Genomic DNA, 12,857 nt, shown 5'->3' with positions numbered 1-12,857 from the left:
CCCTTTCATTGTTCCGTATGCGGTCGTTCGGCAAGCAACACCCAGAAGGCGAAGACAGGCGTGTCGACCGATCTCATGGCATGTTTGATACCGGGGATATTATAGAACGACCCGCCGATACCGGGCGAAAACCAATCCCCGTCCTCTTGCCGGAACTCGCCATCAGACAGCACGAGATAGGTTTCTTCAGGAGGGTGATTGTGATCCGGATAGCGAACTCTGGGCGCCAAGAGGGTCACTCCGAACCAGAGGTCGTTGCGAACTTCCAAACCGCCCGGGCCAATGATCATCGCATTGGCGTGGCCATCAAGGAAATTCTCGCTGGCCGTGGCGGCATCATACTTGGTTCGCTGTCTCCACTCGAGCAGAGGTTCAACTCGCCGAAAAAGCTCCATTATGCGCCGAAGAGCAGGATCGGACGTGTGGACGGACAAGGCGTCGGCAAGGAACGCGCAGACCGGAAGACGGCTGCCATTCCCTTCCCTTTGCATGCCTGGACGTTCCAGCGCCGAAAAGATTTCCGCGATCGAGCGGCGACCCTGCGGATCCTTCACACATTTGTCGAAGGCTACGAAAGCAGCGTCGATGAAGTGCTGCAGGTCCTCATTTCTTTGGCTCATTCCATCCCCTCCCGCCGGATCGACCAACCGTCCGCCCGCGCTAGATGTCCTTCGCGATCCGAAGGCCATCGTAGATCGCTGCATGCGTGTTGCGAGCCGCGACGGCGTCACCGATCCGGAACAACTGGAACTTTCCTTCCGGATTGCGAACGACGGACTGGGGTTTTCCTGCGAGAAGCTCATCGTGCGATATTTCGCCGAAGTTGCTGGAGAGCGGCTTCAGCTCGAAATATAGTTCGTCCAGTGGAATGGTGCCGTGATTGACGACGATCTGGTCGACGACACGCTGCTTGGAGACACCACCATAGTCGCTTCCGACATGGGCGACGATCTGGTTGCCATTCTTCTCAGCCGACTCCAATCGGAACGTCACGGTAAAGGTGACATCGAGCTTCTGCAGCGAGCGCATGTAAGGAACGAGGTTCATCGCCATGACTTCCGGCGCGAAGGAGCGGTCGGGCGTCATGATCTCGACCTTCGCGCCAGCCTTTGCCAGGAATTCGGCAGCCTGCAATCCCGCATGATCGCCGGCGTCATCGAAGATCAAAACGTTCGTGCCGGGTTTCACGTCGCCGGAGATGATGTCCCACGAGGACACGACGAGTTCGTTGCCCTTCGACAATACCTCCGTATGCGGCAAGCCGCCCGTCGCGATGATGACGACGTCCGGATTCTCCGCAGCAACCGTTTCCGCTTCCGCCCAGGTATTGAAGTGGAACTTGACATCATACTTCTCGCACTGGCTCATGCGCCAGTCGATAATGCTGATCATCTCTCGTCGGCGTTCGCTCTGCGCGGTAAGCCGGATCTGGCCGCCCGGATTGTTCGCCGCCTCGAAAACGACGACGTCATGGCCGCGTTCCCCGGCGACGCGGGCGGCCTCGAGACCGGCAGGACCGGCACCGACGATGACAACCTTCTTCCGGGTGTCAGCCTTCGACGCGATATGAGGCATTGTCTGCTCGCGGCCGGTCGCGGCGTTGTGGATACAGAATGCCATGCCGCCCTGGTAGATGCGGTCGAGACAGTAGTTTGCGCCGACGCACGGCCGAATGTCTTCCTCGCGCTTTTCGATGATCTTCCGCACGATATGCGGATCGGTCATATGAGCGCGGGTCATTCCGACCATGTCCACTTTTCCGGCCGCGATGGCATGGCGGGCGGTGGCAACGTCCGGAATTTTTGCGGCGTGGAATGTCGGGAAGTTCGTCGCGGCGCGTATCTCACCGGCAAAATCGAGATGCGGCGAATTGGCCATGCCCTGAATTGGAATGACATCGGTCAGGCCCGGATCGGTGTCGATGTGACCACGGATGACGTTCAGGTAGTCGACCAGACCGCTATCGCGCAGCCGCTTGGAAATTTCGATACCCTCTGCCTTACCGGTCCCGCCGGGAAGACATTCGTCGGCGGTGTAGCGAATGCCGAGAATGAAGTCGTCACCAACGCGTTCACGCATCGCCTTGAAGACATCGAAACAGAAGCGCATCCGATTTTCCAGCGGGCCGCCATAGGGAGCGTCGAGTTCGTTGGTGAGCGGAGACGCGAACTGATCGATCAGATGGCCATAGGCCTCCAGCTCCACCCCGTCCATGCCGCCCGCTTTCATGCGTTCGGCGGCATCCGCAAAGTCCTTGATGATGCGCTCGATGTCCCAGTCTTCCATCTTCTTGGGAAAGGCGCGGTGGGACGCCTCGCGGTGATGCGATGGAGCCACGACCGGCAGCCAATCGCCCTTGTCCCAACGGGTGCGGCGCCCGAGATGGGTGAGCTGAATCATGATCGCCGCGCCCTCTTCGTGAACGGCATCGGTCATTTCGCGGATCCAGGGAACGATCTCGTCCTTATAGGCGAGCAGGTTGTTGAAGACCGGCGGACTGTCGCGCGAAACGGCCGCAGATCCCGCCGTCATCGTCAAGGCCACTCCGCCCTTCGCCCGCTCCACCGTGTAAGCCCGATACCGTTCCTTCGGCATTCCGTCTTCGGGATAAGCCGGCTCGTGGGATGTCACGATGATGCGGTTTCGCAGCGTCAGATGCTTTAATTTATAGGGCTGAAGAAGAGGATCGTTCGACATATGTCGGGCTCCGGATTAGAAACATCACAATGACGCTATGCGCAAATGTACATACGTGTCAATGCGGAAAACATTTTAGTCTCTAATTTCGACACTGATGTACATTTTTCTTGTGTCGGCCTTCGCAATTTGATAGGAGATAGGTCATGGACCAGAGTTTGAACGACAGTGGTTGGCGCGGATCGCAGGAAGGCTGGCTGGAGGCGGCATACAGCTCGCTGATCGACGCCGGAGTTGATGCGGTCAAAATCCTGCCGCTGGCAAAGAAGCTCAAGCTTTCCCGCACCAGCTTCTACTGGTTCTTCAAGGATCGGGAGGAGCTGCTGGGCGCTTTGCTTGCAAGATGGAGAGACAAGAACACCGGCAACATTATCAAGCAGTCGGAGGCATATGCAGAATCCTTGGCGGAAGCCATGCTCAATGTTTTCGATTGCTGGCTGAATAAGGACCTTTTTGACTCGCAGTTCGAGTTCGCAGTGCGCAGTTGGGCACTGCAATCGTCGGAAATTCTCGAAGAGGTTCAGCGCGCGGACCAGGCAAGAGTAGAGGCGCTTACGCGGATGTTCATGCGGTTCGGCTATGAAGCCGCCGCCGCAGACGTGCGCGCGAGAACAACCTATCTGGTGCAGATCGGCTACATCTCGATGCAGTCCAACGAGGATATCGGTCTGCGTATGAAGCGCATACCTGAATATATCGCAATCTATACTGGCCAGGTGCCTCAGCAGAGAGAGCTGGACCGCTTCTTTGCGCGGCACGGTTACAAGCCAGACTAACGGCGGGCAAGAATGAGCGGTTTAGGAAAGATCGGTATCGTTGGAGGTGCGGGCTGGCTTGGCGGGGCGATCGCAGAGTCCTTGGTGAACGCTGGCGTCGTCATCGAAGAAGATCTTGCCCTCTCCTACCGAAGCACGCGGCCGGACAGGTTTTTGCAAGCTTTCTGGACCGTCGACAATCAAGAGTTGGCAGACCGTTCCGATATCATTTTTCTTTCCGTGCGACCTGCCGACTGGAGGCAATTGCGTATCGATGCCAAAGGCAAGTTGGTGATCTCTGTTATGGCCGGTGTCTCCCTCGCCGCGCTTTGCCATCACCACAATACTCCGCGCGTTGTCCGTGCACTTCCCAACGCAGCCGCGGAAGTGGCGCTTTCCTATACACCATGGATCGCCACGCAGCATGCGACAGGTGAAGACAAGGCCGCTATTCGAGCCATATTCGACGCCTGCGGAATGCAGGACGAGGTCGCAAGCGAAGGCGACATCGACTATCTGACCGGTCTTTCGGGCGCGGGGCCGGCATTCCCCGCCCTGCTCGCCACTGCCATGCTGAAGGATGCGATCGCGCGCGGGCTGGAACCAAAAGTCGCGCACCGCGCCGTTAACGCGGTTCTGGTCGGCACGGGCGGCTTGCTGCAAAAGCGGGATGAAAATCCCGACGACATCGTTCGCACCTTTCTCGATTATCGCGGCACAACTGCAGCAGCGATCGAGGAAATGCGCGCTTCCGGCTTCGATACCGCGGTACAAAATGGTTTGTCCGCAGCATTCGCAAAATCAATAAAAATGGGACAGATTTCCTGATAGCCTGAATGCGGGTTTGCGGCGCCCCGCCCCTAAGACAAGCCGCTAAACTGAGGGAACGATAATGAAAAAGCTATTGGCATCGACCTGCATGTTGTTTGGACTGGTAGGCGGAGCTTCCATTGCGAGTGCCGCCGAATGTGGCAACATCACGATCGCCAGCATGAACTGGCAAAGCGCGGAAGTCCTCTCCAATCTCGATAAGATCATCCTGAACGAAGGCTATGGATGCGAAGCGGATATCACCGTTGGTGACACCGTTCCGACGATCACCTCCATGGCGGAGAAGGGTGAACCCGATATTGCGCCGGAAGCCTGGATCGACCTGCTGCCAGACGTCGTCAAGAAGGGTACCGACGAAGGGAGGATCGTTCAGGTCGGATCCCCGCTTCCCGATGGCGGCGTGCAGGGATGGTGGATCCCGAAGTATGTTGCCGACGCACATCCGGACATCAAGACCATTCCTGATATGCTGAAGCACCCCGAATTGTTCCCAGATCCTGAAGACGCCAAGAAGGGCGCTATCTTCAACGGCCCCCAGGGTTGGGGCGGCACGATCGTCACATCGCAATATTACAAGGCCTTCAATGCGGACAAGGCAGGCTTCACTCTGGTCGATACCGGCTCTGCGGCAGGCCTCGATGGTTCGATTGCAAAAGCCTATGAGCGCAAAGAAGGCTGGGTAGGTTATTACTGGGCGCCAACGGCATTGCTCGGCAAATACGCGATGGTGAAGCTCGATGCAGGCGTGCCGAACGATCCTGCGGAGTGGAAGCGCTGCAATACAGTGGCTGACTGCGCCGATCCCAAGCCGAATGCCTGGCCGACCGACCATGTCGTCACGCTGGTTGCCAAGACCTTTTCCGAGAAGGTCAGCCCCGAAGTCATGGACTATCTCAAGAAGCGCTCCTGGAGCAACCAGACCGTCAACGGTCTGATGGCCTGGATGACGGACAACCAGGCAAGCGGCGAAGATGGCGCCAAGCACTTCCTGAAGGAAAACAAAGACGTCTGGACGAAGTGGGTCACTCCGGACGCCGCCAAGAAGATCGAGGCCGCTCTCTAGCCGCCCCTAAACAAGCGGCGCGCACGGCGCGCCGCTCCTCACCGCCGCACAACATAAAAAGACTGGCACGGCTTCTTTAAGAAAAGGGGAACCGCATGGACTGGTTTTACACCTTCCCTCATATGAACGACGATGCGCTTCGTGATCTCAAGAAGCTCATCGACGACAATTTTCGCGCATTCACGAGAGCCTACGGAGACACGATCGAGGGCTTTTTCACGCCGCTGCAGCATTTCTTGATGGCGGCCGAGAAATTCATGACCCAAACCCCGTGGCCGATCATCACGCTCTTGATCCTGGCGGTCGCGTGGCTTGCGAGCCGCAATTTCAAGATCGTCCTGGGCTGTCTCGTCACGCTGTTGCTGATCGGTTATTTCGACATGTGGCAGGACACGATGCGCACGATCTCGATGATTTTCGTCTGCACCGTACTCTCGATCGCCATAGGTCTGCCTATCGGCATTCTGATGTCGCGCTCCGACCGCATTCAGAAGCTGGTCAGCCCGATCCTCGATATCATGCAGACCATGCCGAGTTTCGTGTATCTCATCCCCGTGGTCATGCTTCTTGGCATCGGACGCGTACCCGGCCTCATCGCAGTCGTCATCTACGCTATTCCGCCGATGATCAGGCTCACCGACCTTGGTATCCGGCTTGTCGATAAGGATGTCCTGGAAGCTGCAGACGCGTTTGGAACCAACCGATCACAGAAGCTCTTCAAGGTGCAGTTGCCGCTTGCCTTGCCGACAATCATGGCCGGGATCAACCAGACCATCATGATGGCACTGGCGATGGTCGTCATCGCCTCGATGATCGGCGTGCAAGGCCTCGGCCAACCCGTGCTCAAGGCAATCGCAAATCAATACTTCACCTTGGGCATCTTCAACGGACTTGCCATCGTTGGCATCGCCATCATTTTTGACCGGGTCAGCCAGGCATACGGCAAAAGACTCCAGAAGCACCGGGAGACCGTTCATGGCTGATCATCATTTCGGCGGTATCAGGATCCGACACCTTTACAAGATCTTCGGTCCCAATGCGGCAGCCCATATCGAGGCTGCTCAGAAGGGCATGACCAAGGCCGAGCTCAACCGAACGCACGGGCATATATTGGGTCTGAAAGACATCAATATCGAGATCCCATCGGGCTGTATCCAAGTCATCATGGGCCTCTCCGGCTCAGGCAAGTCAACACTCATTCGCCACATAAACCGTCTGATCGATCCGACAGCGGGCGAAGTGCTGGTCGATGGTGTCGACGTTGTCAAAATGGACGAGACCCAGCTTCGCGAGTTCCGCCGGCACCAGACGGCAATGGTGTTTCAGAAGTTTGCACTTCTGCCGCACCGTAGCGTCCTCGACAACACCGTTTTCGGGTTGGAAGTCCAAGGAATTGCTCGTGCGAAAGCCGTCGATGTCGCCATGCGATGGCTGGAGCGAGTGGGACTGAAGGGATTTGAAGACAAGTATCCCAATCAGCTCTCGGGCGGGATGCAGCAACGCGTCGGGCTCGCACGCGCTCTTTCGAACGATGCGCCGGTGCTGCTCATGGACGAGGCTTATTCGGCTCTTGATCCATTGATCCGAACGGACATGCAGACTGTCCTTCTCGACATCCAGAAGGAGATCAAGAAAACGATCGTCTTCATCACCCACGACCTCGACGAGGCTCTGCGTCTCGGTGATCAAATCGCAATTCTGCGCGACGGCGAGATCATTCAGCAAGGGACCAGCCAGGACATCGTCCTGCGCCCGGCAGACGACTATGTTGCCAACTTCGTCAAGGAGGTAAACCGCGGGCGCGTCGTCCAGGTGGAGGCGATCATGTCACCTCTTCGTGGCGCGACAGCATCCAGCGGCCTTACGGTGCACGCGGGGACGACGGTGGAAGAAGCCGTGCGCTTACTCGCATCCGTTCCGGACGGTGATGTGACGGTGCTAGGCGCCTCTTCCGAGCCTGTCGGCGTCGTGACACTGCGCCAGCTCGCTTGCGCAATGGTCAGTTCACAAGGTCAAGAACGACAAAGGGACGTGGTCGCCATGGCGCGCTGATCCATTGTTTGAAAAGGGTCAACCAGATGCTTGTCGGCGCCGAACATCCATTGCGCAGGGAACTCCATCAGGAACTCCACGCAAGACCTTCACTTTATTTCGATGGCGACACCGATGTCTGGCACGTCGCCATCGTTTCGGAGAACGCAGCTCCTCCAATCCCATCGGAACTGCTGGAACTCGATGATGTCGCAATCACAGGCCAGGGAAGCCACGGCATAGGAAAATGTGGCGACGGACGGCTGAAATGGGAGGCGCATACCGAGTTTGTGACGTTGACCTACGTCTCACCGGCATCGATCGACCAGCCGACTGCATTGCCGAAGCCGTTTTACGACTGCATTCGCTTCGTAGAAGGCAAGGTGATCGCTGCCGTGCGTGTCCTGGTGCGAGACGAAAAGGAGGCGCCGCGTCCAAAACCCGGAGTCGACTACGTCGCATCGAAAGTGGGCGGCGGCGACGCGGAGGTCTATTCGAGCTTCCGTCTCGATGATGACGGATTCGTGGAATTTCGCGTCTATAACCGCAACCTCAATGCCTACCGTACGGGTCGCATGGTGAGGCGGCTGCTGGAAATTGAAACCTACCGGATGATGGCGCTGCTCGGCATGCCGGTGGCGCGTGAAACGGTCAAACAACTTTCGGATTTTGACAGGCGCCTCACCGTTCTGATTGAGCACATGCAGAGCGAAATAAAGGTGGACAAGGCGCTTCTGTCAGAAGTGACGAAGCTATCTTCCGACGTCTTGAAGCTGACGGCAAAGGCAAAACAACGATTTGGAGCCACAAAGGCATACGCCGAAATTGTCGCAAGCAGGATGATTGAGCTGCGCGAAGAACGAGTGGAGGAAAGACAGCGCATCTGTACCTTCATCGACCGCCGCTTTCAGCCCGCCGTTCGCTTCGTCCATGCAACGGAGCGGCGTCTTTCCGAAGTGGGTGAGCGTGTCAGCCTTGCAGGCGATCTCCTGCGGACGACCGTCCAGGTACAGCTTGAGGACCAGAACGCATCGCTCCTAAGCTCGATGGAAGAGCGTGCACGCGTGCAGGTTCACATTCAGCAGGCAGTCGAGGGCTTTTCGGTCATCGCGATCACCTACTATGCCATCAGCCTGACAAAGGTGTGCCTGGAGGCGGCCGGCGAACTTGGCTTCGACGTCCATCTGGCAAAGGCCGGCCTGCTGTTTACCGTTCCCGTGGCAGTTTTCGCGATCTGGGCGGGCATTCGGCATGTCCGAAAGGGCATCGCAGCGCATAGCGCATCGTAACCAACGACACTCATCTTGGCAGCCAACACCATGTCCCAGACGTTTCCTCGCCTGTTCGCGCCTCTAAAGATTGGTTCCCGCACCCTTCGAAACCGAATTGTCTTCGGCGCGCACACCTCAAACCTCGCCTTGGAGGGTCTGCCGACCGAACGCCATGCGGCATATTATGCCGAGCGGGCGATCGGCGGCGCTGCCATGATTGTCGTCGAGCCGATGCCGGTGCATGCGTCCGCGGTCCTGACGCATCACAACTTCCGGCATTCGGACGACGCCGTTATACCGCATTTCGCCAAGGTCGTCCGGGCGATCAAAGACAACGGCGCCGTTGCCATTCAGCAGCTCTACCATGTCGGCGCGCACGGCGACTCCGACAACTCCTTCCATCCTCATTGGTCGCCTTCCGGCTTGCCGAGCTATCACGATAGCGACGGCTCACATCCGATGACCGAAAACGAGATATGGGAAACCATCGATGGCTTCGTTCAGGCCGCACGGCGATGTCGCGAGGCGGGCTTTGATGGAGTGGAGGTCTGGGCGGCCTATCTCGGGATGGTCGATCAGTTCTGGACGCCCTGGAGCAACCGCCGGGACGACCAATGGGGAGGGTCGCTGGAAAATCGCACACGGATGTCTCGGGAAATACTCTCCAGGATTCGTGAGACCTGCGGGCCTGACTTCATCGTCGGCATCGCCGTCAGCGACGAGCCTGACGTAAAGGCAGCTCTTTCACGCGAGGAGCTCGCCGAGATCGTCAAACTCCATGACGAGCTCGGCCTGATAGACTACGTCACCTGCGGATCGGGCGGCTATCTCGACTTCTACAAGCTGATGCCGACTTTCATCTATCCTGAAAAGCTCGGGGCCGATCTGGCATCGACTTTGAAAAAGGTCGTGAAGAAAGCGGTCGTCACGGCAGAAAGTCACATCCGGACACCCGAGAATGCCGAGACGGTGCTGGGAGAGGGCGCCTGCGACCTGGTCTCGATCGTGCGAGGCCAAATCGCCGATCCTCATCTGGCACGGAAAGCCGGCGAAGGTCGCCCTGAGGACATTCGCGGCTGCATTTCGTGCAATCAGATGTGTTGGGGCCGCCGCTCACGTGACTACTGGATAAGCTGTCTGATCAATCCCTCTGCCGGCCGCGAGTCCGAGTGGAACGGCGATCGCTTCACAAAAACAGACGCCCCCAAACGGGTTCTTGTCATCGGCGGAGGCCCGGCTGGGCTGGAGGCGGCGAGAGTGGCCGCAGAGCGAGGCCATAAAGTCATACTCGCCGAGGCGTCCAGCCGCCTGGGCGGCAATTTCCTGCTGGCAGGGCTGCAGCCGCGCCGGGCGCAGATATTGGATCTCCTGGCATGGTACGAGCGCCAGCTCGAAAGCCTCGGCGTCGAAGTCCGGCTTAATACCTACGTGGAAGCTGAGGAAATCAATGCGGCCGAGTTGGATGTGGTCGTTGTGGCCACGGGATCCTATTCGCCGGAAACTGGCTTCCAGAAGGCGCTGCCGACTGTTGAGACCTTGCCCGGTATCGAGAAGGGCGGCGTCTTTACCGTCGAAGGCGTGATGGCAAAGCAGGTCAGACCCGGAAAACACGTTCTTCTTCTGGACGAGGGCGGCGGCTGGAGGGCATGCGGCACGGCCTGGAAGCTGGCCGAAGAAGGTCATTTGGTCACTATTGTCACCCCAGACCCTTTCGTCGGCAAAGAGCTTCAGCGGACCGCAGCCGACGTCCCCATGCGGCAGGCCCTGCGCAAACTCGGCGTCCAGTGGATCGTCGAATCGAGCGTGGTCGAGTGGAAGGGGGGCGGCGCAACGCTCGTGGATCACAATACCGGCGAACATCGCTTTCTCGAGGCGGATACGCTGGTCATGGCGACGACAAATCTTCCCGCGGATTGGCTGATGCCAGGTCTGTCGGCTTTGGGTGTCACCATTCGTCAGATCGGCGATTGCGCGGCCCCGCGACAAGCTCCCTACGCATTTTACGAAGGTCGAAAGACAGGATTGGAGATTTGATATGGCAGAAGAGGTCTCGCTCCGTAGGTCGGAAGCAGAAGAACTCGCAATGCGCGCCTGCGTAGCGGCCGGTGCGTCGCAGGCGAGCGCCCGTTCCCTCGTCGACGCAACATTGTCGGCTGCGCTTTTTGGTCCTGCAACGCTGGGCTTCCCGCATTTCGTGGATTACCTCAATGCCTTCGCCGAAGGCCGGATCAAGGGCGACTCGCAACCTAGTCTGCAACGGAGTTTCCCTGCATTCATGGTTTCGGATGCCGACGGCGGAATTGCCCAGCTCGGCTTTGACCTTGCCTTTGCGGATCTGGTTGAAACCACCCGCACATTAGGCGTCGCGGTGTTTACGCAGACCAACAGCTACACCGCGGGAGAGCTCGGATACTACGTTCGAAGGCTGGCCGGGGAAGGTCTTATCGGGCTAGCTGCAACAAACGCGAACGCAATGGTCGTACCCAAGCCTGGCGGTGTGGCCGTCTACAGCACGAACCCCATGGCATTCGGTTTTCCACTTGGCGACCAGACCCTTCCCTTGGTCATCGACCAGGCTTCCAGCGCAACCGCCTTCGTCAACATCGTTCAGGCGGCCGAACAGGGTCAGCCGATCCCCGACGGTTGGGCGGTCGACGAAAACGGCGAGCCGACACAAGACGCCACCAAGGCACTGACAGGAGCATTGCTGCCGTTCGGCGGCCGCAAGGGAGGGAACGTGGCATTGTTCGTCGAGATGCTTTCCGCGGGCCTGTCCGGAGGGCCATGGTCGCTGGACACTCCCGATTTCAGATCAGGGAATGCGTCTCCCGCTGTCGGCCTTAGCATTATTGCGATCATGCCAGGTCTCGGAGACGAGCGCATTCGTCGTGCTCACGCGCAGACCATTCGTCTTCACGATCACGGCGTCTTCATTCCCGGTGTCACTGGAATTCCTTTCCCGCCCTCCCCGACGGCGGAGCTTAAGATTCCGCGCACCGTCTTTGAGTCCATCAGTCGATTTGCGTCGCTGCAGGCAGAGCGCAACTAGCAAAAAAGAGATCGGAGCTCCCTGGCTGAGACTTCCGTCCAATCGTCGCGAACCATCGAACCACGAGAGTACAGGAACAAGAAAATGGCATTCAAACGCACCATCCAGGCGATCGATACGCATGCCGGCACGCCCATGCGTGTTGTCACCGGAGGCATACCCCATATCCCCGGCAATTCGGTCTACGAAAAGATGAAGTGGCTCGAGAGCAATGACGATCAATTGCGCAAACTGTTGTTGCGCGAGCCGCGTGGATATTCTGCCCATTGCTGCAACATCATCGTGCCGCCGACCCATCCGGAGGCTCAGGCCGGCTACATCATCATGGAGCAGATCGAATATCCCGTCATGTCGGGCGGAAACACGATTTCGGTTGTGACCGTGCTTCTGGAAATGGGGATGCTGCCGATGAAGGAGCCGGTCACGGAGCTGGTTCTCGAGGCACCCGCAGGTCTTATCCGGGTGAGCGCGCAATGCGAGAACGGCAAGGTGAAGAGCGTCACGTTCAAAAACGTGCCCGCCTTTGCCGCGCATCTGGACGCAGTCATCGACGTGCCGCACCTTGGCAAGGTGACCGTGGACGTCGGATGGGGCGGGATGTTCTATGCCATTGCGGATGTTCGCCAGTTCCGCGGGCTGGAGCTCAAGCCGGAGCACGGCAGGGAAATCGCAAGAATTTCGGCCATGATCAGGGAAGCCGCCATCGAACAATTGCCGGTGTCGCATCCGGATTATCCTGGCGTCGGCATCACCATTTCGCAACTCTCCGGCCCAACAGACGATCCGCGTGCGGACTGGAAGAACACCGTCACCATGGCGTCCGGGGAATTCTCATGGGACAATCCGGCTACTTGGACGGGTGCGCTGGATCGTTGCCCGTGCGGCACTGGTACATGCGCAAAGATGGCGGTGCTTCATGCCAAGGGCGAACTGCCGCTCAACCAGGATTTCCGCCATCAGGGAATTCTCGGAAACATCTATACCGGCAGGCTCGTCGAAGAGGCCAAGATCGGCGACCGGAACGCTGTGGTGCCGACAGTCAGCGGAACGAGCTGGATCTATGGCATCAACACGATCGTCCTGGACAATGACGATCCCTTCGTCGAGGGCTTCACCGTGGGAGATACCTGGGCCTGATATGCCGGTGAAAGAAAAGAGGC

11 protein-coding genes are annotated in these 12,857 nt (G+C 58.3%); 9 read left to right on the top strand and 2 right to left on the bottom strand.

Annotation, left to right across the window (positions count from 1 at the left end; translation table 11 throughout):
* Positions 1 to 5 precede the first annotated feature (5 nt).
* Both N2601_RS20735 and N2601_RS20730 read right to left on the bottom strand, forming a co-directional pair.
* Positions 6 to 620 (bottom strand): dimethylsulfoniopropionate lyase, encoded by a 615-nt coding sequence (locus N2601_RS20735; RefSeq protein ID WP_260304705.1) that lies wholly within the window; start codon positions 618 to 620, stop codon positions 6 to 8.
* A 40-nt stretch (positions 621 to 660) separates the two neighbouring features.
* Complete coding sequence (locus N2601_RS20730) at positions 661 to 2,697, bottom strand: NADH:flavin oxidoreductase (protein ID WP_104826150.1); 2,037 nt, start codon at positions 2,695 to 2,697, stop codon at positions 661 to 663.
* Between the two features lie 146 nt (positions 2,698 to 2,843).
* Here N2601_RS20730 and N2601_RS20725 point away from each other — a divergent pair, with 146 nt between their 5' ends.
* The 9 genes from N2601_RS20725 (at position 2,844) to N2601_RS20685 (ending at position 12,834) form a co-directional block, all read left to right on the top strand.
* Complete coding sequence (locus N2601_RS20725) at positions 2,844 to 3,473, top strand: TetR/AcrR family transcriptional regulator (RefSeq protein WP_260304704.1); 630 nt, start codon at positions 2,844 to 2,846, stop codon at positions 3,471 to 3,473.
* A gap of 12 nt (positions 3,474 to 3,485) precedes the next feature.
* Positions 3,486 to 4,280: a pyrroline-5-carboxylate reductase family protein gene (locus N2601_RS20720; protein WP_260304703.1), complete on the top strand. Its 795-nt coding sequence runs from the start codon at positions 3,486 to 3,488 to the stop codon at positions 4,278 to 4,280.
* A gap of 64 nt (positions 4,281 to 4,344) precedes the next feature.
* The gene (locus N2601_RS20715) at positions 4,345 to 5,346 is read left to right on the top strand and encodes an ABC transporter substrate-binding protein (protein ID WP_104826147.1); all 1,002 of its coding nucleotides are present in this window, start codon (positions 4,345 to 4,347) and stop codon (positions 5,344 to 5,346) included.
* 95 nt (positions 5,347 to 5,441) lie between these two features.
* Positions 5,442 to 6,329 (top strand): ABC transporter permease, encoded by an 888-nt coding sequence (locus N2601_RS20710; protein ID WP_104826146.1) that lies wholly within the window; start codon positions 5,442 to 5,444, stop codon positions 6,327 to 6,329.
* Positions 6,322 to 7,398, top strand: coding sequence for a quaternary amine ABC transporter ATP-binding protein (locus N2601_RS20705; protein ID WP_260304702.1), 1,077 nt, complete (start codon positions 6,322 to 6,324; stop codon positions 7,396 to 7,398). The genes N2601_RS20710 and N2601_RS20705 overlap by 8 nt, the downstream gene beginning before the upstream one ends.
* A 26-nt stretch (positions 7,399 to 7,424) precedes the next feature.
* A complete protein-coding gene (locus N2601_RS20700) occupies positions 7,425 to 8,666 on the top strand; it encodes a DUF3422 domain-containing protein (RefSeq protein WP_104826144.1) in 1,242 nt (413 codons plus the stop codon).
* A gap of 30 nt (positions 8,667 to 8,696) precedes the next feature.
* Entirely contained in the window at positions 8,697 to 10,682 is a 1,986-nt protein-coding gene (locus N2601_RS20695) for an oxidoreductase (RefSeq protein ID WP_260305281.1), read from the top strand.
* 1 nt (position 10,683) lies between these two features.
* Positions 10,684 to 11,697 carry an Ldh family oxidoreductase gene (locus N2601_RS20690; RefSeq protein ID WP_260304701.1) on the top strand — a complete coding sequence of 338 codons (1,014 nt, stop codon included), beginning with the start codon at positions 10,684 to 10,686 and terminating at the stop codon, positions 11,695 to 11,697.
* Between the two features lie 84 nt (positions 11,698 to 11,781).
* Positions 11,782 to 12,834 (top strand): proline racemase family protein, encoded by a 1,053-nt coding sequence (locus tag N2601_RS20685; protein WP_104826141.1) that lies wholly within the window; start codon positions 11,782 to 11,784, stop codon positions 12,832 to 12,834.
* The last annotated feature ends 23 nt before the right edge of the window (positions 12,835 to 12,857 follow it).

Source organism: Rhizobium sp. CB3060, from assembly GCF_025200735.1.
GTDB lineage: Bacteria > Pseudomonadota > Alphaproteobacteria > Rhizobiales > Rhizobiaceae > Rhizobium.
Note: the sequence above shows the minus strand (reverse complement) of the source record. Positions and strands in the feature narration are given on the sequence as shown.

Coding starts and splice junctions, on each gene's coding strand:
- N2601_RS20725 (WP_260304704.1), top strand. CDS start 2,844: ATGGACCAGAGTTTGAACGACAGTGGTTGGCGCGGATCGCAGGAAGGC.
- N2601_RS20700 (WP_104826144.1), top strand. CDS start 7,425: ATGCTTGTCGGCGCCGAACATCCATTGCGCAGGGAACTCCATCAGGAA.
- N2601_RS20695 (WP_260305281.1), top strand. CDS start 8,697: ATGTCCCAGACGTTTCCTCGCCTGTTCGCGCCTCTAAAGATTGGTTCC.
- N2601_RS20710 (WP_104826146.1), top strand. CDS start 5,442: ATGGACTGGTTTTACACCTTCCCTCATATGAACGACGATGCGCTTCGT.
- N2601_RS20715 (WP_104826147.1), top strand. CDS start 4,345: ATGAAAAAGCTATTGGCATCGACCTGCATGTTGTTTGGACTGGTAGGC.
- N2601_RS20730 (WP_104826150.1), bottom strand. CDS start 2,697: ATGTCGAACGATCCTCTTCTTCAGCCCTATAAATTAAAGCATCTGACG.
- N2601_RS20735 (WP_260304705.1), bottom strand. CDS start 620: ATGAGCCAAAGAAATGAGGACCTGCAGCACTTCATCGACGCTGCTTTC.
- N2601_RS20720 (WP_260304703.1), top strand. CDS start 3,486: ATGAGCGGTTTAGGAAAGATCGGTATCGTTGGAGGTGCGGGCTGGCTT.
- N2601_RS20705 (WP_260304702.1), top strand. CDS start 6,322: ATGGCTGATCATCATTTCGGCGGTATCAGGATCCGACACCTTTACAAG.
- N2601_RS20685 (WP_104826141.1), top strand. CDS start 11,782: ATGGCATTCAAACGCACCATCCAGGCGATCGATACGCATGCCGGCACG.
- N2601_RS20690 (WP_260304701.1), top strand. CDS start 10,684: ATGGCAGAAGAGGTCTCGCTCCGTAGGTCGGAAGCAGAAGAACTCGCA.